Here is a 23,871-nt window from a genome sequence, read left to right on the forward strand (position 1 = left end):
GCCACAGATAATCTAGACACTTCCGAGCCGCTGATAATATTGGTTTTCGTATTCAGTTGGTGGCATATGATCACTCGAACCATGCCGACGCTTACTGTTATAAAACATTTCGATGTAATCAAAAATATCACCGCGGGCTTCTTCTCGCGTTCCGTAGATCTTTTTCTTTATCCGTTCACGTTTCAGTAGCTGGAAAAAACTTTCTGCGACTGCGTTGTCATGACAGTTACCGCGACGGCTCATACTGCCCTCCAGCCCGTATGATTTCAGGAACGACTGCCACTCATAGCTTGTGTACTGACTGCCTTGATCAGAATGAACCAGCACCTGCTTTTGAGGATTACGTCGCCACACGGCCATCAGAAGTGCATTCAGGACAATATCCTTTGTCATCCGGGGCTGCATTGACCAGCCAATAACTTTGCGCGAGAACAGGTCAACAACCACAGCCAGATACAGCCAGCCTTCGTGAGTCCGGATGTAAGTGATGTCCGTTACCCAACGCTCATCCGGTGCTTCCGGGTTGAACTGCCGCTGGAGCCTGTTGGGCGTCACGATGCTGGTTTCACCCTTACGTGCCCGTGGGCTACGGTACCCGACCTGAGCCCTTATCCCGGCTCGCTTCATCAGTCGCCAGACACGGTTAACTCCGCACTGTTGTCCGGTATCCCGCAGGTCGAGGTGGATCTTGCGATAACCATAAACGCAACCCGACTCCAGCCAGAACTGCTTTATCAGCCCCGTCAGCCTCAGGTCAGCATGATGCCGCCGTGAATCCGGCTGCTGAAGCCAGGCGTAAAAACCACTCGGATGCACATCCAGCACCCGACAAAGCAGTCGGACAGGCCAGCAATGGGTGTTGTCACGGATAAAGGCGTACCTCAGTCGGACAGCTTTGCGAAGTACGCCGCGGCTTTTTTTAATATGTCCCGTTCGTCGGTAACCCGCTTCAGCTCTTTCTGGAGGCGTCGGATCTCGGCCTGAGCGTCTGACTGGACTTTATTGGTTGAGGAATCCGGGCCATATGCCTTTATCCAGGCATAAAGACTGTGGGTGGTGATACCGAGACGTGTTGCCACGCTGGAAACAGAATGGCCGCGATCAACAACCTGTTTTACCGCTTCAATTTTAAACTCTTCGGGATAACGCTTACCGCTCATGGGCACCTCTCTTTAAGTCATCTTAAATGACTCTGAGGTGTCTGTTAAACCCGTGGCGATTCAATGCCTGTAACGCTGGCATTAAGCAGACCCGGTTTGACATGATGTTTAGCGGCATTAATACGTTCATATCGACCATCGATCAGGTGGTTATTTTATGGCTGGGCGCCTTGATGGTCATCGATAATAATATGACTCTCGGTATGTTTATGGCGTTTAACGCCTATCGCGGCCAATTCTCTCAGCGAGCCTCAAGCCTCGTCGATCTCTTTATGCAGGTTCGCATGTTATCGTTACATAACGAGCGACTGTCAGAAATTGTCTTTAGCGAGCCGGAAGCGGAGATGCCCACCCGCCGCGTATTTGAAGAAAACACGGGCGTGAAACTTGAGATTAAAAATCTCAGCTATCAGTACGATCCTTTTTCACAACCTATATTTTCCCAGCTGGATCTCACCATCTCCCCCGGGGAGTCAGTCGCTTTAGTGGGCCCATCAGGTGTAGGCAAAACGACTTTACTGAAAGTGATGTGCGGTCTTCTTGCGCCGACAACGGGTGATGTCCTGGCTAACAATCTCGATATTAATAAGATTGGCCTGAATAACTATCGCCTGAGTACATCCTGTGTGTTGCAGGAGGATCGCCTGTTTTCTGGCTCTATAGCTGAAAACATCAGCTGCTTTGAAGACAATGCAGATCAAGCATTTATTGAGCAATGCGCCCGTAACAGCAATATCCACAATGAAATCATGAAAATGCCGATGGGTTATGAAACGATAATCGGTGAGTTAGGATTAGGGATTTCTGGTGGGCAGAAGCAACGCATACTGATTGCCCGGGCGCTTTATCGCAAGCCAAGTATCTTATTTATGGATGAGGCGACAAGTCACCTCGACCTTGATAATGAATCATACATTAACCAGGCGATCTCGAATCTAAGCATTACACGCGTGATTGTTGCACATCGTCCTTCAACGATTGCCTCTGCAGATCGGGTTATCGATTTATCTACCCATAAAACGACCTTCCAGTCCGTTTAATCACTCAAAGGGAAAACGCCAAAATGGAAATCAAAGGCATAAATACTGTACCAATCAAACAGGGTGAACGCCTGTCCGTTATGACCTTAAAGGTAAGGGATAACACTGACAACGAGCATATACTCTTCATGCAAATGTCTACCCTCGTTGATTTCCTTACCATTCTTAATAACCGTATGCATAAGGTTTCTCAGCGCATAAAAGAACGAGGGGAGAGTTACAAAGCAGGGTTGATGGCTACTATTGAATCGTTGACTAAAAACATCCCTCAAATTACTGCGCAAGAGGTTATGCAACCCGATACCGGTAAACTGGTCATGTCTATGGCACCCAAATTTGCCGATGAAGGATTCACGCTAATTATGTCACTCAATAATCAGCATGTTGTTACTCTCGATATTGGTGACTTAGAGGCTGAATTTATTATGATGGCGATCGTCAAAGCGATTGAAGCCTCTAATGATAAAGAAGCGTTCCAGATGATGGGATCGATTCTGGATTTCATCCTGCTTTATAACGTTGACTTAGCGAATGTCGAAAATTTGCGCTATCTCGAGATTAAGCACGAGCCGTGGAAAGAGAGCCTTTTTGCGCATCATCTGGCGGTCTTGTATTGCTTTAATACCGAAAACGGAAAGAAAATCCTTGCCGGCACGGTAATTAAATCCAATGCTCAGCCGAACACGCCGGAAGCTGACAACATTATTCAGCGAGTGGCCTTTTTAACCCCGTCGATTAAAGAGATTCAGGGGAAATATACCCTGTGTCAGACCTTTAGCAGAATTATTCCATCACAGCCTGAAAAAACCCTGGCGAAAGCAAACTGCCTTAAAGCGCTTCAGAACTTCTGTCTTGAGACGCAGGGAACACTGTCTCAGTAAGTTGCGTCGGGCTGAAAAACAGGTTCCATTAACGGCTTGTACGGGTTGCCCTCTCCCGATGGAGAGGGATAATCCGACGATGAATCAGTTCGGGCACTTATAAACCTGGCCCTGCATTTCGCTGGCGGTCGGGACAAAACTCGACAGCAAGCCCTGGGTTGGGCTGCTCACGCCATAAATCACGTTCCCGCCCATCTCCGCTGCATGATTACGCAGAGCGTTTGCCGCGCCGCGCATTGAACCGCCCTCTTCGCCATGCTGCCCAGAAAGCCAGTTACTTTGTTTACCGGTTGCGGTACCGACCAGCTGACATTCACTGCCCGGCTTATCTTCTACAAAGCGAACGCTCTGCCCACCAGAAGAGAGTTCGTTACCGGAACTACAACCCGCCAGCAGCAACGCTGCCGCTACGATCCCTGCACCCACTTTAACGCGCATGTTATTCCTCGTTTTCAATAAGCTGGGCACGTGCTGCCCGCGTCTAAACCTTATACCTAAAAGATGACCAAAAGAAAAACCCCCGATCATTTCTGACCGGGGGTTTATTCATTTCTGCGAGGTGCAGAACAACATGATTACATCATGCCGCCCATACCACCCATGCCGCCCATACCACCAGCGGCACCTAAATCAGGCGCATCGCCTTTTGGCAGGTCAGTGACCATGCACTCGGTGGTGATCATCAGGCCAGCAACAGAGGCCGCGTACTGCAGAGCAGAACGGGTCACTTTAGTTGGGTCCAGGATACCGAAGTCGATCATGTTACCGTACTCTTCGGTAGCGGCGTTGTAACCGTAGTTACCTTCGCCCGCTTTCACCATGTTCGCCACAACAGACGGCTCTTCACCGGCGTTGGAAACGATCTGACGCAGTGGCGCTTCCATTGCGCGCAGCGCAACTTTGATACCCACGTTCTGGTCTTCGTTCTGAGCGGTCAGGCCAGCCAGTTTCGCTGCAACGCGAACCAGAGCAACACCACCACCGGCAACCACGCCTTCTTCTACCGCAGCACGGGTCGCGTGCAGGGCATCGTCAACGCGGGCTTTCTTCTCTTTCATCTCAACTTCGGTAGCGGCACCGACTTTGATAACGGCTACGCCGCCTGCCAGTTTAGCAACGCGCTCCTGCAGTTTTTCACGGTCGTAGTCAGAGGTCGCTTCTTCGATCTGCTTACGGATCTGAGCAACACGGCCCTGGATAGCATCTTCTTCACCCACGCCATCGATGATGGTGGTGGTGTCTTTGTTGATAACAACGCGTTTCGCCTGACCCAGGTCTTCCAGCGTCGCTTTTTCCAGCTCCATACCGATCTCTTCAGAGATGACGGTACCGCCAGTCAGGGTAGCGATATCCTGCAGCATCGCTTTACGGCGATCGCCGAAGCCAGGTGCTTTAACCGCAGCCACTTTCACGATGCCACGCATGGTGTTAACCACCAGCGTTGCCAGCGCTTCGCCTTCAACGTCTTCAGCGATGATAACCAGCGGCTTGCCTGCTTTCGCAACGGCTTCCAGAACTGGCAGCATTTCGCGGATGTTGGAGATTTTCTTGTCAGCCAGCAGGATGAACGGGCTTTCCAGCTCAACAGCGCCAGTTTCTGGCTTGTTGATGAAGTATGGAGAGAGGTAACCGCGGTCGAACTGCATACCTTCAACCACGTCCAGTTCGTCTTCCAGACCGGTACCGTCTTCAACGGTGATCACGCCTTCTTTACCGACTTTATCCATCGCTTCAGCGATCAGTTTACCTACGGTTTCGTCGGAGTTAGCGGAGATGGTACCAACCTGAGCAATAGCTTTAGAGTCAGAGCACGGTACGGACAGCGCTTTCAGCTCTTCAACAGCGGACGCGACAGCTTTGTCGATACCACGTTTCAGATCCATCGGGTTCATACCCGCAGCAACGGCTTTCAGACCTTCAGTGATGATAGCCTGCGCCAGTACAGTTGCGGTGGTGGTGCCGTCGCCTGCAGCGTCGTTCGCTTTAGAGGCAACTTCTTTCACCATCTGGGCACCCATGTTTTCGAACTTGTCTTCCAGCTCGATCTCACGCGCTACGGAAACACCATCTTTGGTGATGGTTGGTGCGCCGAAGGATTTGTCCAGAACCACGTTACGGCCTTTCGGGCCCAGGGTCACTTTAACTGCGTCTGCCAGTACGTTTACGCCGCGCAGCATTTTCACACGAGCGTCGTTACCGAATTTTACGTCTTTAGCTGCCATTTTAATCTTTCCCTTAAATTCGTATGTTCAGTGTCGTTCGCGGATTACGCTTCAACAATTGCCAGAATGTCGCTTTCGGACATGATCAGCACTTCTTCATTGTCGATCTTCTCGGATTTCACACCGTAGCCATCGTTGAAAATGACGATGTCACCAACTTTAACGTCCAGCGGCTGCACATTTCCGTTTTCCAGAATGCGACCTTTACCGACAGCGATGATTTCGCCACGCGTTGATTTTGCTGCTGCAGAACCGGTCAGAACGATGCCGCCCGCAGATTTGGTTTCAACTTCTTTACGTTTGACGATCACACGATCATGTAACGGACGAATACTCATTGATAGCTCTCCTTTGAGAAAGTCATTATCAGTTATGGGTGACGCCGGGCCGTAAGCGGTTTTCCGGCTAGTGCCCTGAGAGATGGGGATGGGGTTTTACCCCTTCAAGGGGTAGTCGAAAAAAAATTTGTGAAAGTGTTACCATCGCCTCTCTTTTGATGGCGGCAGGACAATGGAATGAGTGGACTCAAACAGGAGCTGGGACTCGCACAGGGTGTTGGCTTACTTTCAACCTCTTTATTAGGCACGGGGGTGTTTGCCGTACCGGCGCTGGCGGCCCTGGTGGCGGGTGATAACAGTCTGTGGGCCTGGCCGGTGCTTATTGTACTGGTCTTCCCGGTGGCGATTGTCTTTGCCCTTCTCGGGCGACACTTCCCGAGCGCCGGTGGCGTGGCGCACTTTGTCGGTATGGCATTTGGCCCGCGTCTGGAGCGTGTCACCGGCTGGCTATTCCTCTCGGTGATCCCCGTGGGGCTGCCTGCCGCCCTGCATATTGCGACGGGGTTTGGCCAGGCGCTGTTTGGCTGGCATGACGCGCAGCTCTTGCTGGCTGAACTGGGTACGTTGGCCATCGTCTGGTGGGTCGGTTCACGCGGCGCCAGTTCCAGCGCCAATCTGCAAACCCTGGTGGCAGTGCTGATTGTGGCGCTGATTGCCGCTATCTGGTGGGCAGGGGATCTTGAGGTGACACAGATCCCCTTCCCTGCCTTAACCGATATCGATCATTCGCAGCTCTTCGCAGCCCTTTCCGTTATGTTCTGGTGTTTTGTCGGCCTTGAAGCCTTTGCGCACCTGGCCTCCGAGTTTAAACAGCCGGAACGTGATTTCCCGCGGGCGCTGATGATAGGGCTGCTGCTGGCAGGTACGGTCTACTGGGCCTGTACGGTGCTGGTGCTTCATTTCACTGCCTATGGTGCCGATATGGCTGCGGCGGCCTCGCTTCCCGCCATCGTGGTCCAGCTATTTGGCGTAAAAGCGCTGTGGGTTGCCTGCGTGATTGGTTACCTCGCCTGCTTCGCCAGTCTGAATATCTACATCCAGAGCTTTGCGCGGCTGGTGTGGTCCCAGGCGCTGTACAAACCCGAAAGCCCCCTCGCCCGCCTGTCCAGACGCCAGCTACCGCTCAACGCCCTGAACGCGGTGCTGGGCTGCTGTGTGATAAGCACCCTGGCAATCTACTGGCTGGATATCAACCTTGACGCGCTTATCGTCTATGCCAACGGCATCTTCATCATGATCTATCTGCTGTGCATGCTGGCGGGATGTCGCCTGCTGAAAGGACGCTATAAAGCGCTGGCGATAATCGGTGGGGTACTCTGCTTACTGCTGCTGGCGATGGTGGGATGGAAAAGTCTCTACGCCATTGTGATGCTGGCGGGATTGTGGCTCTTTTTACCGAAACGGAGTGCGGTGTAAACGCCGGATGGCGCTTCGCTTATCCGGCCTACGAAATCGTAGGCCCGTGCAAGCGCAGCGCCGCCGGGCAACTGACATCAACGGTCGTCTTTATGATCCAGACGGTCGCGCTGATCATCCTTACGGTGATACTCCCCGTCAAAGGTCTCGCCACCGCCCGTTCCGGCGCTAAACCCGCCGCCCGGCATCCGGTTAAAACGCAGATGCGGCAGTAGCTTCAGGGTCAGATGTTTCTGCACAGGCGGTAACAGCAGCAGCAGCCCCAGGAAATCGGTAAAGAATCCCGGAAGCAACAGCAGCAGGCCGGCGATAATCAGCGACACGCTTTTGACCATCTCCGCTGCCGGACTCTCCCCGGCGGCCATCTTCTGCTGCATTAACAGGAAATTTTTGAAACCCTGGTTGCGCACCAGTGACATGCCAATCACCGATGTAAAAATGACCAGAATCAGGGTCAGCAGGACGCCAAACACGTGGGCGACCTGAATAAAAATAGAAATCTCTATATAAACATAAAGAAAGATTGCAGCTAACGGTATCCAGCGCACTGGCTTCTCCTGTGTGGCAGACGCCGTTACGGCCCCTGTCGGTAACAATTTGCGATTCGCGTCTGTCAGAAATGGAGGCGTTTAGTCAAAATTCAATCGGTTTGCACGGATATTTTTTCTGGAAATATTAAAGCGGTGATTCATTTCACAGATTGATAAATATCATGTCGCTGGGTCCATAATAAGTGATCCAGGTTACGGCAATTCACTATCATCAGCATATCATTCCGGGTATCTGGTCGATTCAGGGGATAATCGTCGGTCAGAAAATAGACATAACCACATATGTACTGTGTGTTTAGTACATCAATCGGCAGCTTGAAAAGAAGGTTCACATGTTAAACAACATTCGTATCGAAGAAGATTTGTTGGGTACCAGGGAAGTTCCAGCGGATGCCTATTATGGTATTCACACTCTGAGAGCGATTGAAAACTTCTACATCAGCAACAGCAAAATCAGTGACACCCCTGAGTTTGTGCGTGGCATGGTGATGGTGAAGAAAGCGGCAGCCATGGCAAACAAAGAGCTGCAAACCATTCCAAAAAGCATCGCCAATACCATCATCGCCGCCTGCGATGAAGTGCTGAACAACGGCAAGTGCATGGATCAATTCCCGGTAGACGTCTATCAGGGCGGCGCGGGCACGTCAGTGAACATGAATACCAATGAGGTGCTGGCAAACATCGGTCTCGAGCTGATGGGCCACCAGAAAGGTGAGTACCAGTACCTGAACCCGAACGATCACGTCAATAAATGCCAGTCTACCAACGACGCCTATCCGACCGGTTTCCGTATCGCCGTATACGCTTCCATCGTGAAGCTGGTTGATGCCATTAACCAGCTGGGCGAAGGTTTCCAGAACAAGGCCGTCGAATTCCAGGACATCCTGAAAATGGGTCGTACCCAGCTGCAGGATGCAGTGCCAATGACTCTCGGTCAGGAGTTCCACGCATTTAACGTGCTGCTGAATGAAGAGACCAAAAACCTGATGCGCACCTCTGAGCTGCTGCTTGAGGTGAACCTGGGTGCAACGGCGATTGGTACGCGTCTGAATACCCCGGACGGCTATCAGCAGCTGGCGGTGCAGAAGCTGGCCGAAGTCTCCAACCTGGCGGTGGTGCCAGCAGAAGACCTGATTGAAGCCACCTCCGACTGCGGCGCCTACGTGATGGTGCACAGTGCGCTGAAACGCCTGGCGGTGAAACTCTCCAAGATCTGTAATGACCTGCGCCTGCTCTCTTCCGGGCCACGTGCCGGTCTGAACGAAATCAACCTGCCGGAATTGCAGGCGGGCTCCTCCATCATGCCAGCCAAAGTGAACCCGGTGGTGCCAGAGGTGGTTAACCAGGTGTGCTTCAAAGTCATCGGCAACGACATTACCGTTACCATGGCTTCCGAGGCGGGTCAGCTGCAGCTGAACGTGATGGAACCTGTGATTGGCCAGGCGATGTTTGAATCCATTCATATCCTGACCAACGCCTGCTACAACCTGCTGGAAAAATGCATCAACGGCATCACCGCCAACAAAGCGGTATGTGAAAGCTACGTCTATAACTCCATCGGGATCGTCACTTACCTCAACCCGTTCATCGGTCATCACAACGGCGACATCGTCGGTAAGATCTGTGCGGAAACCGGTAAGAGCGTACGAGAGGTCGTACTTGAGCGTGGCTTGCTGACAGAAGCCGAGCTGGATGATATCTTCTCCGCGCAAAACTTAATGCACCCGGCCTATAAAGCAAAAAGATATACGGATGAAAGTGAACAATAACAGTTCAGGTTAAACTTCATGAAGGCACGTCAGATGACGTGCCTTTTTTCTTTTTAGGCGTTACCAAAACACAACAATTTAATATCAACTTGTTAATAAGCAAGGTAGGAACTTATGTTCGGAGCAGAACTCGTCATCGTCCTGTTGGCGATATACTTAGGCGCAAGACTCGGGGGGATCGGCATCGGTTTCGCCGGGGGTCTCGGCGTGCTTGTCCTCACTCTCTTTCTCCAGATTAAACCCGGTGCTATCCCGTTTGACGTTATTGAAATCATCATGGCGGTTATCGCCGCTATCGCAGCCATGCAGGTTGCAGGCGGTATGGACTATCTGGTGAGTCTGGCGGAGCGTATGCTGCGCCGTCATCCAAAATACATTACCTTCCTTGCTCCGCTGGTCACCTGGTTTATGACCATTCTGGCCGGTACCGGCCATACTGCATTCTCCACCCTGCCGGTGATAACCGAAGTGGCGAAAGAGCAGGGCATCCGCCCCTCCCGTCCGCTCTCTATCGCCGTTGTCGCATCGCAGATTGCCATCACCGCCTCGCCCATCTCGGCGGCAGTGGTGTTCTTTGCCGGTATCCTTGAGCCGCTGGGCGTGAGCTACCTGACGCTGCTGGCGATCTGTATTCCGGTGACCCTGATTGCCGTGATGATCACCGCGGTGTTCTGTAACTTCCTCGGCGCCGAGCTGAAAGACGATCCGGTCTATCAGGAGCGTCTGGCAAAAGGCGAAGTGAAGCTGCGCGGCAGCCAGGCGTTTATCCTGAAGCCACACGCTAAGCGCTCCGTGCTGCTGTTCCTGATCGGCATTGTCGCGGTGATGTTCTACGCCACCGCCATCAGCGATACCGTTGGGTTGATCAAGAACCCGGTCCTGCCGCGTAACGAAGCGATCGTGGTGTTTATGCTGACCATCGCCACGCTGATTAGCATCACCTGTAAAATCGACACCAGCGAAGTGCTCAACGCCAGCACCTTCAAATCCGGTATGAGCGCCTGCGTGTGTGTGTTGGGCGTGGCCTGGCTGGGCGATACCTTTGTAAAAGCGCACATCACCGATATCCAGACCGTGGCGGGCGACCTGCTGCATAATTATCCGTGGTTGCTGGCGGTGGTGTTGTTCTTTGCCGCGACCCTGCTCTACTCTCAGGCGGCCACCACCAAGGCGCTGATGCCTGCGGCACTGATGCTGGGCGTCTCACCGCTCACCGCCATTGCCTCTTTTGCTGCCGTCTCCGCGCTGTTTGTGCTGCCAACCTACCCGACCCTGCTGGCCGCGGTCGAGATGGATGACACTGGCTCAACCCGCATCGGTAAATACGTCTTCAACCACGCCTTCCTGATCCCGGGCGTGATCGCCATTACCCTGTGCGTGATCCTCGGCTTCATCATCGGTGGGATTGTGCTGTAAATTCTTTTTGGTTGTAAAAAGAGTTAAAGTCGGGCCGCTTAGCGGCCCGATTCATTAATGAGCAGCGTCCCGTCGTGGTATAGTGATTTTTTTGCGATAACGAGGTCGACCTGTGAACACGCCTGACACTGTTGTTGTACTCTGTACCGCCCCCGATGAAGCGACCGCTCAGGATTTGGCTGCCAAAGTCCTGGCAGATAAGCTCGCCGCCTGCGTGACCATCCTCCCCGGCGCCACCTCCCTTTACTACTGGGAAGGCAAACTGGAACAGGAGTATGAAGTGCAGATGCTGCTCAAATCGAGCGTGGCGAAACAGCAAGCGCTCCTCGACTGCCTCAAATCGCATCACCCTTACCAGACTCCGGAGCTGCTGGTGCTGCCAGTGCTCCACGGCGATAACGACTATCTCTCATGGCTCAACGCTTCCTTACGCTAATCCTGCTGCTGTGCAGCACATCCGTCTTTGCCGGGTTGTTTAATGCACCCGGCCGCTCGAACTTCACCCCTGCCGATCAGGCTTTCATCTTCGATTTTCAGCAAAACCAGCATGAACTAAATCTCAACTGGAATGTGAAGGAGGGCTATTACCTCTATCGCAAGCAGATCAGCATCACGCCCGCTCAGGCGCAGGTCGGCAAACTCCAGCTGCCTGCGGGCGTCGCCCACGAAGATGAATTCTACGGCAAAAGCGAAATCTACCGGGGCCAGCTGTCAGTTCCCGTGACGGTGGATCAGGCCGCTAAAGGCGCCACCCTGACGGTCACTTATCAGGGCTGTGCCGACGCCGGGCTATGCTATCCGCCAGAGACGAAAGTGGTGCCGCTGAGCGAAGTCAAAGCGGCTGCTGCACCTCTTCCCGTCTCTCCTGAGAAGAGGGAAACGGCCCCAGAAAAAACCGGCAGTGAACTGCCCTTCTCCGCCCTCTGGGCCTTGCTGATCGGCATTGGCATCGCCTTCACGCCGTGTGTGCTGCCCATGTACCCGCTCATCTCCGGCATCGTGCTCGGCGGTAAGCAGCGCCTCTCTACCACCCGCGCGCTGTTGCTGGCGTTTATCTACGTGCAGGGGATGGCGCTCACCTATACCGCCCTCGGTCTGGTGGTCGCGGCGGCCGGGCTCCAGTTTCAGGCGGCGCTCCAGCATCCATGGGTGCTTATTGGGCTTTCGATCGTCTTTGTCCTTCTGGCGCTTTCAATGTTTGGTCTCTTCAGCCTGCAGTTGCCTTCCTCCCTGCAAACCCGCTTAACGCTGATGAGCAACCGTCAGCAGGGCGGCTCCGTGGGGGGCGTGTTTGCCATGGGCGCCATCGCCGGGCTGATCTGCTCGCCCTGCACCACGGCGCCACTCAGCGCGATCCTGCTCTACATCGCCCAGAGCGGCAATATGTGGCTCGGCGGCGGCACGCTCTATCTCTACGCCCTGGGAATGGGTCTGCCGCTGATTCTGGTGACGGTATTCGGTAACCGTCTGCTGCCGAAAAGCGGCCCGTGGATGGAGACGGTCAAAACCGCGTTTGGCTTTGTCATCCTGGCCCTGCCGGTCTTCCTGCTCGAGCGCGTGATCGGTGATGTCTGGGGCCTGCGTCTGTGGGCGATGCTGGGCGTGGCCTTCTTTAGCTGGGCCTTTATCAGCAGCCTCAGTGCCCGCAAGCCCTGGGTCCGCATTGTGCAAATCCTGCTGCTGGCCGCCGCGCTGGTCAGCGTGCGTCCGCTACAGGACTGGGCATTTGGCGCACCGGCCGCGCAAAACCAGGCCCACCTGAATTTTATGCCGGTTAAGAACGTCAATGACTTACATCGCGCGCTGGCTCAGGCGCAAGGTAAACCGGTGATGCTTGACCTCTACGCCGACTGGTGCGTCGCCTGCAAGGAGTTTGAAAAATACACCTTCAGCGACCCGCAGGTGCAAAATGCTCTCAACGATACCGTTCTTTTGCAGGCTAACGTCACGGCAAACGGTCCAGAGGACAAAGCCCTGCTGAAGGCGCTGAATGTACTCGGTCTGCCCACCATCCTGTTTTTCAACGCTCAGGGTGAGGAGCAGCTCGCTCAACGGGTAACCGGCTTTATGAATGCCGCCGCGTTCAGTGCGCATTTGCGCAATCGCCAACCGTAAACGACACTTTAAGCGGGAAAGTACGAAAGTAGACGGAGGAATAAACCGTGCAACGTGAAGATGTTCTGGGCGCAACCCTGCAGTTGCTTGAAATACAAGGGATAGCCAGCACCTCGCTGGAGATGGTTGCTGAACGTGTTAATTATCCTCTGGATGAACTACGTCGTTTCTGGCCCGATAAAGAGGCGCTGCTGTACGATGCCCTGCGCTACCTGAGCCAGCAGGTGGATACCTGGCGCAGGCAACTGATGCTTAACACCGAGCTCTCGGCGGAGCAAAAACTCATGGCGCGCTATTCCGCGCTCACCGAATGCGTGCGTAATCACCGCTATCCGGGCTGCCTGTTTATTGCCGCCTGTACCTTTTACCCGGATCCCGACCATCCGATCCATCAACTGGCCGATCAGCAAAAACGCGCCTCTCATGACTTTACGCATGAATTGCTGACCACCCTTGAAGTAGACGACCCGGCGATGGTGGCGAAGCAGATGGATCTGATCATAGAGGGCTGTCTTAGCCGGATGCTGGTGAATCGAAGCCAGGCCGATGTCGATACTGCCCAGCGGCTGGCGGAAGATATTCTGCATTTCGCGCAATGTCGCAAAGGTGGGGCGCTGACTTAAGCCAGCATCCCCGCCCAGGCAGAAATAAAGAGACAGAGCGCCATCAGGCGCTGAAAACGCACCATGGCGGCAGGGGTGCGAAACAGCCTGTTTACCGCCTGCCCCAGCCATGCCCAGCCCAGCAGGCAGGCCACCGAAATCAGTAAAAACCAGAGCGCCATCAGCGCGATCTCCCGCAATGCCCCCTCTCCCGCCGGTGCAAACAGGCTGACAACCGCCAGCGCCATCATCCAGGTTTTGGGATTGATAATCTGCAATAGCGCCGCGGCACGCGCGGTGAAGCGGGTATAGGTATCCCCGGATAAATTTGCCGCAGGCGCGCAAAAAAGCTGCCAGCTCATCCAGCTTAACCACAACACCCCGGCCCAGCTCATCACCTGGCGCACCAGCGGATACTGCCGCAGCATCTCGCCCGCTCCGGCTCCCGAAATCAGCACAATGGCGCTGGCTGCCGCGCAGGCACTCACCAGCGCAGGCAGGGTCGCCTTCACGCCGTAATGCTGGCTGTTGGTCAGAATCAGGATATTGGTGGGGCCTGGGGTTATCGAGGCGACAAAAGCAAACAACAGAAACGGCAACATATTCACAGGTAGCTCCTTTTTATAAGAGCCCTGACATTGCCGTTATTTTCTGGAAACGTCTGGAAGGTTTGTGCACAACCTCCGGTAGTGGGCTGGCGTAATGCGATAGGCGCGCTGGAACCAGCGCCCGAGATGGCTTTGATCGGCAAAGCCCAGCGCTGCCGCTACATCGACGGGCTGATCCCCGCGGGCCAGAAACTGCCGCGCTTTTGCCAGCCGCAGCTGAATCAGCCACGCATGAGGGGCCAGGTGAAACTCACGCTTAAAGCAGCGGGTGAGCGTGAAGCGATCGGTGCCGGTCTCCCGGGCCAGATCGGAGAGGCCAATATTGTCGCCCAGGTGGGCATAGAGATAGTCCCGCGCCCGGTGCGCCACCGCCGCGCTCTGCAACTGTGAGGGCAATTTTCTGCGCCAGTGGCAATGGGAGGTCAGTTGAGAGAGCAGATTATCCATCGTGCTTTGCTGGACGATCTTCATCTCGTCAGTGTGCAGCGTCGCAAAGGTGTCGCCAATGGTCCGTACCAGTTGCGGCTCGCGGGTCAGGGTCTGCGTGAAATGCAGCGAATAGCTGCCGGGCGTCGAGTCATACAGGCCATGCAGGGTCTGGGTCAACCAGCGCTCATCAAGATAGAACGTCAGATAGGTGAAGCCCCCCGCGACAGGGGCATCACCGTCGTGGATCTCACCCGGCTCAAGCAGGAACGCATCACCCGGATGGCTACGATGACGTTCACGACGGCAATGAAACTGCTGGGTACCGCTGAGGGTGATGCCAACCAGATAACTGTCGTGCCAGTGAGGATCAAAGGCATGCCCTTCAAAGTGCGCCTTGATCGTTTCTATTCCCGTATCTGCATGCTGTCGCAGCTCAAGCCAGTCTTTCACCGTCGCGCCCCCTTTTTGGCGGTCAGCATTGCCCGAGAGGACCTTTCTGTCTGGAAGATTTGTGCAAAATCGACGCGTAAACCGACAGATTGCCGCAAACTTAAGCAGTTGAACAGCGATTCCCGAAATAAGGTTGACGATTGTACGTGATTACGGTTTAATGCGCCTCGTTGCCCGGATAGCTCAGTCGGTAGAGCAGGGGATTGAAAATCCCCGTGTCCTTGGTTCGATTCCGAGTCCGGGCACCACTATTTAAAGAACCCGCCCAAAAGGCGGGTTTTTGCTTTCTGAGAGCCGGACTCTTCATCGAACGATGTTCGATTATTCGCCGCAAGCGGCTCACCCCTCCGGGGCCAGCGCGACAAGCGCGCTGTTCAACGCCTGCGGCGTTAGTCCGAGTCCGGGCACCACTATTTAAAGAACCCGCCCAAAAGGCGGGTTTTTGCTTTTCAGGGTTCTGTCAGCTCCCCCTCCTTCAAGCCTGCTTATCGCCTATTGCATCTCTCACGTAACGTATCTCTGCGTACCGCAGACAGCGGTTCACCCCACTGACATTTTTGGTACAACATCGCTTAAAAAGGGCCTCATAACGCGACTCAGGGCGCCAGACATGCATCAGTTAAAAGATCGACTGCTGGTACATGCGCGATCCTGTTGAAAAGGGGAAATAAACGAAGGAAGAAATACATTCAGGCCGATAAGCGCAGCGTCGTTCGGCGTGCTGCGGCGCAGAAACGCAAAAAGCCCGTCCTTGCGGACGGGCTCTCGGCTTTAATTGATGCCTGGCAGTTCCCTACTCTCGCATGGGGAGACCCCACACTACCATCGGCGCTACGGCGTTTCACTTCTGAGTTCGGCATGGGGTCAGGTGGGACCACCGCGCTACAGCCGCCAGGCAAATTCTGTAATCTGTATCAGCTGAAAATCTTCTCAAATCCACCGAAACAGCTTCGGCGTTGTAAGGTTAAGCCTCACGGTTCATTAGTACCGGTTAGCTCAACGCATCGCTGCGCTTACACACCCGGCCTATCAACGTCGTCGTCTTCAACGTTCCTTCAGGACTCTCAAGGAGTCAGGGAGAACTCATCTCGGGGCAAGTTTCGTGCTTAGATGCTTTCAGCACTTATCTCTTCCGCATTTAGCTACCGGGCAGTGCCATTGGCATGACAACCCGAACACCAGTGATGCGTCCACTCCGGTCCTCTCGTACTAGGAGCAGCTCCCCTCAATTCTCCAGCGCCCACGGCAGATAGGGACCGAACTGTCTCACGACGTTCTAAACCCAGCTCGCGTACCACTTTAAATGGCGAACAGCCATACCCTTGGGACCTACTTCAGCCCCAGGATGTGATGAGCCGACATCGAGGTGCCAAACACCGCCGTCGATATGAACTCTTGGGCGGTATCAGCCTGTTATCCCCGGAGTACCTTTTATCCGTTGAGCGATGGCCCTTCCATTCAGAACCACCGGATCACTATGACCTGCTTTCGCACCTGCTCGAGCCGTCACTCTCGCAGTCAAGCCAGCTTATGCCATTGCACTAACCTCCTGATGTCCGACCAGGATTAGCTGACCTTCGTGCTCCTCCGTTACTCTTTAGGAGGAGACCGCCCCAGTCAAACTACCCACCAGACACTGTCCGCAACCCGGATTACGGGTCCACGTTAGAACACCAGCCATTAAAGGGTGGTATTTCAAGGACGGCTCCATGCAGACTGGCGTCCACACTTCAAAGCCTCCCACCTATCCTACACATCAAGGACCAGTGTTCAGTGTCAAGCTATAGTAAAGGTTCACGGGGTCTTTCCGTCTTGCCGCGGGTACACTGCATCTTCACAGCGATTTCAATTTCACTGAGTCTCGGGTGGAGACAGCCTGGCCATCATTACGCCATTCGTGCAGGTCGGAACTTACCCGACAAGGAATTTCGCTACCTTAGGACCGTTATAGTTACGGCCGCCGTTTACCGGGGCTTCGATCAAGAGCTTCGCGTTACCGCTAACCCCATCAATTAACCTTCCGGCACCGGGCAGGCGTCACACCGTATACGTCCACTTTCGTGTTTGCACAGTGCTGTGTTTTTAATAAACAGTTGCAGCCAGCTGGTATCTTCGACTGATTTCAGCTCCACCCGCAGGGGCTTCACCTACATATCAGCGTGCCTTCTCCCGAAGTTACGGCACCATTTTGCCTAGTTCCTTCACCCGAGTTCTCTCAAGCGCCTTGGTATTCTCTACCTGACCACCTGTGTCGGTTTGGGGTACGATTTGATGTTACCTGATGCTTAGAGGCTTTTCCTGGAAGCAGGGCATTTGTTGCTTCAGCACCGTAGTGCCTCGTCATCACACCTCAGCGTTAAAAAGGTACCGGATTTACCTGGAACCTCCGCCTACATGCTTAAACCGGGACAACCGTCGCCCGGCCAACATAGCCTTCTCCGTCCCCCCTTCGCAGTAACACCGAGTACAGGAATATTAACCTGTTTCCCATCGACTACGCCTTTCGGCCTCGCCTTAGGGGTCGACTCACCCTGCCCCGATTAACGTTGGACAGGAACCCTTGGTCTTCCGGCGAGCGGGCTTTTCACCCGCTTTATCGTTACTTATGTCAGCATTCGCACTTCTGATACCTCCAGCATGCCTCACGGCACACCTTCGCAGGCTTACAGAACGCTCCCCTACCCAACAACACATAGTGTCGCTGCCGCAGCTTCGGTGCATGGTTTAGCCCCGTTACATCTTCCGCGCAGGCCGACTCGACCAGTGAGCTATTACGCTTTCTTTAAATGATGGCTGCTTCTAAGCCAACATCCTGGCTGTCTGTGCCTTCCCACATCGTTTCCCACTTAACCATGACTTTGGGACCTTAGCTGGCGGTCTGGGTTGTTTCCCTCTTCACGACGGACGTTAGCACCCGCCGTGTGTCTCCCGTGATAACATTCTCCGGTATTCGCAGTTTGCATCGGGTTGGTAAGCCGGGATGGCCCCCTAGCCGAAACAGTGCTCTACCCCGGAGATGAATTCACGAGGCGCTACCTAAATAGCTTTCGGGGAGAACCAGCTATCTCCCGGTTTGATTGGCCTTTCACCCCAGCCACAGGTCATCCGCTAATTTTTCAACATTAGTCGGTTCGGTCCTCCAGTTAGTGTTACCCAACCTTCAACCTGCCCATGGCTAGATCACCGGGTTTCGGGTCTATACCCTGCAACTTAACGCCCAGTTAAGACTCGGTTTCCCTTCGGCTCCCCTATACGGTTAACCTTGCTACAGAATATAAGTCGCTGACCCATTATACAAAAGGTACGCAGTCACACCGAAGGTGCTCCCACTGCTTGTACGTACACGGTTTCAGGTTCTTTTTCACTCCCTCGCCGGGGTTCTTTTCGCCTTTCCCTCACGGTACTGGTTCACTATCGGTCAGTCAGGAGTATTTAGCCTTGGAGGATGGTCCCCCCATATTCAGACAGGATACCACGTGTCCCGCCCTACTCTTCGAGTTCACAGCATGTGTGCTTTCGTGTACGGGAGTATCACCCTGTACCCTGCGACTTTCCAGACGCTTCCACTAACACACAAGCTGATTCAGACTCCGGGCTGCTCCCCGTTCGCTCGCCGCTACTGGGGAATCTCGGTTGATTTCTTTTCCTCGGGGTACTTAGATGTTTCAGTTCCCCCGGTTCGCCTCGTTAACCTATGTATTCAGCTAACGATAGTGTGACGAATCACACTGGGTTTCCCCATTCGGACATCGCCGGGTCAAGGGTTCATATCACCTCGCCGGCGCTTTTCGCAGATTAGCACGTCCTTCATCGCCTCTGACTGCCAGGGCATCCACCGTGTACGCTTAGTCGCTTAACCTCACAACCCGAAGCTGTTTCACTTCGCGTTGTGAAAATTTGAGAGACCCGAACACACTTAACGTGTGTCGTTTCAATTTTCAGCTTGATCCAGATTTTTAAAGAGCAAATATCTCAAACGTAACTCGATGAGTTAGTTTTGAGATATAAAGGCAGGTGACTTTCACTCACAAACCAGCAAGTGGCGTCCCCTAGGGGATTCGAACCCCTGTTACCGCCGTGAAAGGGCGGTGTCCTGGGCCTCTAGACGAAGGGGACACTGAAGTCTCAATCGCAAGACGCCTTGCTATTTACTTTTCATCAGACAATCTGTGTGAGCACTACAAAGGCAGGTTCTTTAAGGTAAGGAGGTGATCCAACCGCAGGTTCCCCTACGGTTACCTTGTTACGACTTCACCCCAGTCATGAATCACAAAGTGGTAAACGCCCTCCCGAAGGTTAAGCTACCTACTTCTTTTGCAACCCACTCCCATGGTGTGACGGGCGGTGTGTACAAGGCCCGGGAACGTATTCACCGTAGCATTCTGATCTACGATTACTAGCGATTCCGACTTCATGGAGTCGAGTTGCAGACTCCAATCCGGACTACGACGCACTTTATGAGGTCCGCTTGCTCTCGCGAGGTCGCTTCTCTTTGTATGCGCCATTGTAGCACGTGTGTAGCCCTACTCGTAAGGGCCATGATGACTTGACGTCATCCCCACCTTCCTCCAGTTTATCACTGGCAGTCTCCTTTGAGTTCCCGGCCGGACCGCTGGCAACAAAGGATAAGGGTTGCGCTCGTTGCGGGACTTAACCCAACATTTCACAACACGAGCTGACGACAGCCATGCAGCACCTGTCTCAGAGTTCCCGAAGGCACCAAGCCATCTCTGGCAAGTTCTCTGGATGTCAAGAGTAGGTAAGGTTCTTCGCGTTGCATCGAATTAAACCACATGCTCCACCGCTTGTGCGGGCCCCCGTCAATTCATTTGAGTTTTAACCTTGCGGCCGTACTCCCCAGGCGGTCGACTTAACGCGTTAGCTCCGGAAGCCACGCCTCAAGGGCACAACCTCCAAGTCGACATCGTTTACGGCGTGGACTACCAGGGTATCTAATCCTGTTTGCTCCCCACGCTTTCGCACCTGAGCGTCAGTCTTTGTCCAGGGGGCCGCCTTCGCCACCGGTATTCCTCCAGATCTCTACGCATTTCACCGCTACACCTGGAATTCTACCCCCTCTACAAGACTCAAGCCTGCCAGTTTCAAATGCAGTTCCCAGGTTGAGCCCGGGGATTTCACATCTGACTTAACAGACCGCCTGCGTGCGCTTTACGCCCAGTAATTCCGATTAACGCTTGCACCCTCCGTATTACCGCGGCTGCTGGCACGGAGTTAGCCGGTGCTTCTTCTGCGAGTAACGTCAATCACTGTGGTTATTAGCCACAATGCCTTCCTCCTCGCTGAAAGTACTTTACAACCCGAAGGCCTTCTTCATACACGCGGCATGGCTGCATCAGGCTTGCGCCCATTGTGCAATATTCCCCACTGCTGCCTCCCGTAGGAGTCTGGACCGTGTCTCAGTTCCAGTGTGGCTGGTCATCCTCTCAGACCAGCTAGGGATCGTCGCCTAGGTGAGCCATTACCCCACCTACTAGCTAATCCCATCTGGGCACATCCGATGGCAAGAGGCCCGAAGGTCCCCCTCTTTGGTCTTGCGACATTATGCGGTATTAGCTACCGTTTCCAGTAGTTATCCCCCTCCATCAGGCAGTTTCCCAGACATTACTCACCCGTCCGCCACTCGTCACCCGAGAGCAAGCTCTCTGTGCTACCGTTCGACTTGCATGTGTTAGGCCTGCCGCCAGCGTTCAATCTGAGCCATGATCAAACTCTTCAATTTAAGTTTGATGCTCGTGAATTAAACTTCGTAATGAATTACGTGTTCACTCAGAGACTTGGTATTCATTTTTCGTCCGAGGACGTTAAGAATCCATGTCACTTTGAGTGCCCACACAGATTGTCTGATAAATTGTTAAAGAGCAGTGCAACGCGGCTTTCGCTCACCGTTGCGAGGTGGCGTATATTACGCTTTCCTCTTTCAGAGTCAAGCGATTATTTTCGCTTTTCTCCTCAACCGGCCCGGCTGTTAGTGTGAAGTGATTCACATCTGCCGTGTCGATGGAGGCGCATTATAGGGAGTTCTCCGGCGCCCGCAACCCTTAAATGTCATAAAAATGACTGACTGCTGCATTCCCCAGCAAAAGCCCGCCTTATACCTGCTTGCCCACAGAGTTATCCACAAAGAGAACGATATTCTTCATCAGGAAGCCCAGGAAAGGGCTTCCTGAGCGCATCGGGAGAAGCTTTCTATATAGAAGAAGCTTTCTCTATATAGAAAGAAACTGGTCAGTTAATCACGATCGACGACAGCCTGTACCAGCCATCATTGAGTTTCCCCTCGTTAGCCAGCTGAATACGCGCTTTGTTGTGTTTATCCACCAGCGCCACGTCCAGTTGATAGCGCCCCGCCGCAAGGTTACGCGGAGTAGCAAGTTGATAAGCCGAACTGTGCCTGCCTGGCAGCCACTGGCGGATGTCATCCCCGGCGCTGCCCTGGGCAACCGTGCTCCCGCCATTATCCTGCAGCCGCCAGGCCAGGGTATAACGCAGATAAACGGGCGCCACGCCATCATTTGACCATTGGCTATTGAGCGATACGGCCTGTCCTGCATGCACGCTCGCCGGATGGGTCAGCGATACCACCCGGAAGCGGTAGCCTATTTTGGCCAGCGCCTTGTCGACGATATCGCGATAGACCTTCGGTATTTCGGTAGATTTAATATTCAGGGTGCTGGCATGCTGCGCCAGCGCCCAGTCAAAGGTGGCCTGTACCTCTTGGCGCGTATACTTCTGCTCGGTCAGCCATTCCGCCATATGACCGCAAATCTCCAGGCTGACAGGCGCTTTTTTCCATGCCTCGTTGAACCCTGGCCAGGCTGACTGCGTCGCCGCGATACGTTCCGGGTAATCTTTGGCCATGTGACTCCAGGTGGGGCTGAAGTTGCGCCAGTCTCCCCAGCAGTCCGCCCGCCATCCAGCCCCTTTTTTTGCCGCATAGGCCACGGAATCATAGCCGTTAATCAGCATGATTTTAGGTGTGTCAGGAAAGGCGCTGAAATGCATATCAACGTATTGGTTAAGCAGCGCGGGCGGGTAGCGCTCCTGCAACGGCGGCAGGTTCGGGAAGTTACTGTTATGCCACTCTCCCCATGCGCCCACCATCCCGATATCGATGAACGCCAGTTCCGGGTTATTGTTATAGCGCGCGCCAAATGCCTGCAGCAGGCGCCGGGCATAAGCCATATAGGTGGGATCGTCCAGATCGGGGGCAAAGGTTTTATGATCCAGCGTCCAGGTGCCTTTGATCCCTTTATCGATAAGCCATTGGGGGATCTCTGAGCCCGACTCCGGCCCATCGAGGATCATAAACCGCAGACCGACATTCATGGCTGGCTGATGCGCGGCCGCAGCAGCAAACCCCTCGTCTACCAGCGCAAAATTGTACTGCCCTTCTCGCGGCTCCACTTCGCGCCAGTAATAGCGTCGATACTCAAGACCCGTCGCCGGATAGTCGGCAATGCTTAAGTCCTGATCGTGAAAACGGGCAACACCGTTTCCCGGGTTTGCCAAAGGGCCGTTAAGGGCGGGCGGATTCACCGTTTGTAACCGGTCTGCGCTCTCCGCCCAGGCGCCACCTGAAAGGAGTAGCACTGCTCCGGCGACAAGAAGTAACAACCGCTTTTTACGGCGTGGCAGTTTGTTAATGCACATTAAATACTCCTTTCCCCAGAGTGTTACGTCCAACAGAGAAGATTTTATTTCACACGATATATTCCCGGACTCACCCAATATTACTATTTCCATGCGTAAACGCTGGGCTAATGTTGATATGTTACTGCGCGGGAAGAGCGAGTGTTATGATTCACCTTTCATACTTCTGGGACTAAAGACACCGCTTATTTCTGAGTTTATTCATATTTATTCATGAGTACCATGGTAAAATGTTCAATAAAAATAATAGAATAATCAAGAAGCTGTTCTTCCATGAGTCCTGGGACATTATGGTCATCAACAGCCACGGCCAGCATGTTTTCCCGGAAAACACGCTGGATATTCTTTGTAATGCGAAAGCACGGCAGCTTGATAAAAAATATATTTTCCAGGCCGATCCTTTTATTATCGATAAAGGTGAGCGGCTGTATGTTTTTTATGAAGCTTTCTCCTTCCTCACCTCAAAGGGAGTACTGCGCTGCCGTGTCCTTAATAAAGACCTGGAGGAGATAGAGGACGTTAAGCTCGAGGGGTTTGACGATTTAAAATGCCACCTCTCCTTTCCCTTTCTGTTCGAACTCGACGGCAAACTGTTTATGATCCCGGAATCGGCAGAGCGGAAAGAGGTCATTTTGTTCCAGTCGGTTGATTTTCCCGCGCGCTGGGAAAAGGTGAAAGTCCTGGTTTCCGATATGGCCGTGACGGATAACGTGATCTTTGAGCTGAATGGCGTGAATTTCATGGCCTCCACCACCATGGACAATGAGCTGGTGATCCACACCTCAGACGCTATTCTCGGTGACTGGCAGCAAATTTCTCCTGACCTGGATATCTGTAATATGCATGCCAGAGGCGCCGGAAAGCCCTACTCGGTCGACGATAAAACCTACCTCTTTACCCAGGAGTGCAGTGCTGGATTTTATGGGAAATCCATATTCATCAAGGAATTGACCAATCTGACGCCGCATAAATATGAAGAAAGGTTGGTCGGTAAAATAAGCCCGTCGATTAATAACAGTGACGGTATCCACACGTTAAACTTTACCGATAACTATATTGTCTACGATACAAAGCACCTGACTTTCAGCCTACTTTCCACCCTTAAAAAGCTGGCCTATAAAGTGATGGTGAATCACCGCAAGCGTCTTTTTAGCTAAGTGACAATATCGGTATTCAGAACTAATCTAACCAGAGTGACAGGAT

General features: G+C 53.5%; 16 protein-coding genes, 2 tRNA genes, 3 rRNA genes and 1 pseudogene. 10 read left to right on the forward strand and 12 right to left on the reverse strand.

What is annotated here, in order from left to right; translation table 11 throughout:
- Positions 1–12 precede the first annotated feature (12 nt).
- Positions 13–1,160, reverse strand: a protein-coding gene (locus DVA44_RS21855) for an IS3 family transposase (RefSeq protein ID WP_114386812.1) whose coding sequence is annotated in 2 segments (ribosomal slippage) — positions 13–923 and positions 923–1,160 — 1,149 coding nt in all. Because the reading frame shifts where the segments join, the coding sequence is not laid out codon by codon here.
- A 62-nt stretch (positions 1,161–1,222) separates the two neighbouring features.
- Between DVA44_RS21855 and DVA44_RS21860 the strand changes: the two are divergent.
- Positions 1,223–2,200, forward strand: a pseudogene (locus tag DVA44_RS21860) (peptidase domain-containing ABC transporter); the annotation flags it as partial.
- A gap of 23 nt (positions 2,201–2,223) precedes the next feature.
- The gene (yjeJ, locus tag DVA44_RS21865) at positions 2,224–3,081 is read left to right on the forward strand and encodes a YjeJ family protein (RefSeq protein WP_114388120.1); all 858 of its coding nucleotides are present in this window, start codon (positions 2,224–2,226) and stop codon (positions 3,079–3,081) included.
- 84 nt (positions 3,082–3,165) lie between these two features.
- On the opposite strand, the gene DVA44_RS21870 is transcribed toward yjeJ, so the two are convergent.
- The 3 genes from DVA44_RS21870 to DVA44_RS21880 all read right to left on the reverse strand — a co-directional run bounded on the left by DVA44_RS21870 (position 3,166) and on the right by DVA44_RS21880 (position 5,641).
- The gene (locus DVA44_RS21870; RefSeq protein WP_103822976.1) at positions 3,166–3,519 is read right to left on the reverse strand and encodes a DUF4156 domain-containing protein; all 354 of its coding nucleotides are present in this window, start codon (positions 3,517–3,519) and stop codon (positions 3,166–3,168) included.
- A 137-nt stretch (positions 3,520–3,656) separates the two neighbouring features.
- On the reverse strand, positions 3,657–5,303 hold the full coding sequence (groL, locus tag DVA44_RS21875; protein WP_103822975.1) for a chaperonin GroEL: 1,647 nt from the start codon (positions 5,301–5,303) through the stop codon (positions 3,657–3,659).
- 44 nt (positions 5,304–5,347) lie between these two features.
- A complete protein-coding gene (locus tag DVA44_RS21880; protein WP_032616151.1) occupies positions 5,348–5,641 on the reverse strand; it encodes a co-chaperone GroES in 294 nt (97 codons plus the stop codon).
- A gap of 177 nt (positions 5,642–5,818) precedes the next feature.
- Between DVA44_RS21880 and yjeH the strand changes: the two genes are divergently transcribed.
- Complete coding sequence (yjeH, locus tag DVA44_RS21885) at positions 5,819–7,057, forward strand: L-methionine/branched-chain amino acid transporter (protein WP_114388121.1); 1,239 nt, start codon at positions 5,819–5,821, stop codon at positions 7,055–7,057.
- A 77-nt stretch (positions 7,058–7,134) separates the two neighbouring features.
- Here the strand turns inward: yjeH and DVA44_RS21890 are convergent, their stop codons facing one another.
- Positions 7,135–7,605 (reverse strand): FxsA family protein, encoded by a 471-nt coding sequence (locus tag DVA44_RS21890; protein WP_114316102.1) that lies wholly within the window; start codon positions 7,603–7,605, stop codon positions 7,135–7,137.
- A 335-nt stretch (positions 7,606–7,940) separates the two neighbouring features.
- On the opposite strand from DVA44_RS21890, the gene aspA reads away from it, so the two are divergent.
- The 5 genes from aspA (at position 7,941) to DVA44_RS21920 (ending at position 13,531) form a co-directional block, all read left to right on the forward strand.
- Positions 7,941–9,377 carry an aspartate ammonia-lyase gene (gene aspA, locus DVA44_RS21900; protein WP_114388122.1) on the forward strand — a complete coding sequence of 479 codons (1,437 nt, stop codon included), beginning with the start codon at positions 7,941–7,943 and terminating at the stop codon, positions 9,375–9,377.
- Positions 9,378–9,491: 114 nt separating this feature from the next.
- Entirely contained in the window at positions 9,492–10,793 is a 1,302-nt protein-coding gene (locus tag DVA44_RS21905; RefSeq protein ID WP_103791334.1) for an anaerobic C4-dicarboxylate transporter, read from the forward strand.
- Between the two features lie 112 nt (positions 10,794–10,905).
- A complete protein-coding gene (gene cutA / locus DVA44_RS21910; protein ID WP_114388123.1) occupies positions 10,906–11,229 on the forward strand; it encodes a divalent cation tolerance protein CutA in 324 nt (107 codons plus the stop codon).
- Positions 11,205–12,908 (forward strand): protein-disulfide reductase DsbD, encoded by a 1,704-nt coding sequence (locus DVA44_RS21915; RefSeq protein ID WP_114388124.1) that lies wholly within the window; start codon positions 11,205–11,207, stop codon positions 12,906–12,908. Before cutA ends, DVA44_RS21915 begins: the two co-directional genes overlap by 25 nt.
- Before the next feature lie 47 nt (positions 12,909–12,955).
- Positions 12,956–13,531, forward strand: a complete 576-nt coding sequence (locus DVA44_RS21920) for a transcriptional regulator (protein ID WP_103822969.1) — start codon at positions 12,956–12,958, stop codon at positions 13,529–13,531.
- On the opposite strand, the gene DVA44_RS21925 is transcribed toward DVA44_RS21920, so the two are convergent.
- Positions 13,528–14,118 carry a LysE family translocator gene (locus DVA44_RS21925; RefSeq protein WP_114388125.1) on the reverse strand — a complete coding sequence of 197 codons (591 nt, stop codon included), beginning with the start codon at positions 14,116–14,118 and terminating at the stop codon, positions 13,528–13,530. The two genes, DVA44_RS21920 and DVA44_RS21925, sit on opposite strands and share 4 nt — an antisense overlap.
- Before the next feature lie 36 nt (positions 14,119–14,154).
- On the reverse strand, positions 14,155–14,997 hold the full coding sequence (locus DVA44_RS21930) for an AraC family transcriptional regulator (protein ID WP_114388126.1): 843 nt from the start codon (positions 14,995–14,997) through the stop codon (positions 14,155–14,157).
- A gap of 172 nt (positions 14,998–15,169) precedes the next feature.
- Here DVA44_RS21930 and DVA44_RS21935 point away from each other — a divergent pair.
- Positions 15,170–15,245: transfer RNA gene (locus DVA44_RS21935), tRNA-Phe, on the forward strand.
- 532 nt (positions 15,246–15,777) lie between these two features.
- On the opposite strand, the gene rrf is transcribed toward DVA44_RS21935, so the two are convergent.
- From rrf to DVA44_RS21970, 5 genes are all read right to left on the reverse strand, one after another.
- Positions 15,778–15,893 (reverse strand): 5S ribosomal RNA (gene rrf / locus DVA44_RS21945).
- Between the two features lie 64 nt (positions 15,894–15,957).
- A 23S ribosomal RNA gene (locus DVA44_RS21950) occupies positions 15,958–18,856 on the reverse strand.
- A 181-nt stretch (positions 18,857–19,037) separates the two neighbouring features.
- A tRNA-Glu gene (locus tag DVA44_RS21955) sits at positions 19,038–19,113 on the reverse strand.
- A gap of 85 nt (positions 19,114–19,198) precedes the next feature.
- A 16S ribosomal RNA gene (locus DVA44_RS21960) occupies positions 19,199–20,737 on the reverse strand.
- The 16S, 23S and 5S rRNA genes sit together here with 1 tRNA gene alongside, the layout of an rRNA operon.
- A 506-nt stretch (positions 20,738–21,243) precedes the next feature.
- Positions 21,244–22,662, reverse strand: coding sequence for a DUF4832 domain-containing protein (locus DVA44_RS21970; protein ID WP_371413875.1), 1,419 nt, complete (start codon positions 22,660–22,662; stop codon positions 21,244–21,246).
- Between the two features lie 236 nt (positions 22,663–22,898).
- On the opposite strand from DVA44_RS21970, the gene DVA44_RS21975 reads away from it, so the two are divergent.
- Positions 22,899–23,825 (forward strand): hypothetical protein, encoded by a 927-nt coding sequence (locus DVA44_RS21975; RefSeq protein ID WP_114388128.1) that lies wholly within the window; start codon positions 22,899–22,901, stop codon positions 23,823–23,825.
- Positions 23,826–23,871 lie beyond the last annotated feature (46 nt).

It is taken from the genome of Leclercia sp. W17, assembly GCF_003336325.1.
In the GTDB taxonomy this organism is placed as follows: Bacteria; Pseudomonadota; Gammaproteobacteria; order Enterobacterales; family Enterobacteriaceae; genus Enterobacter.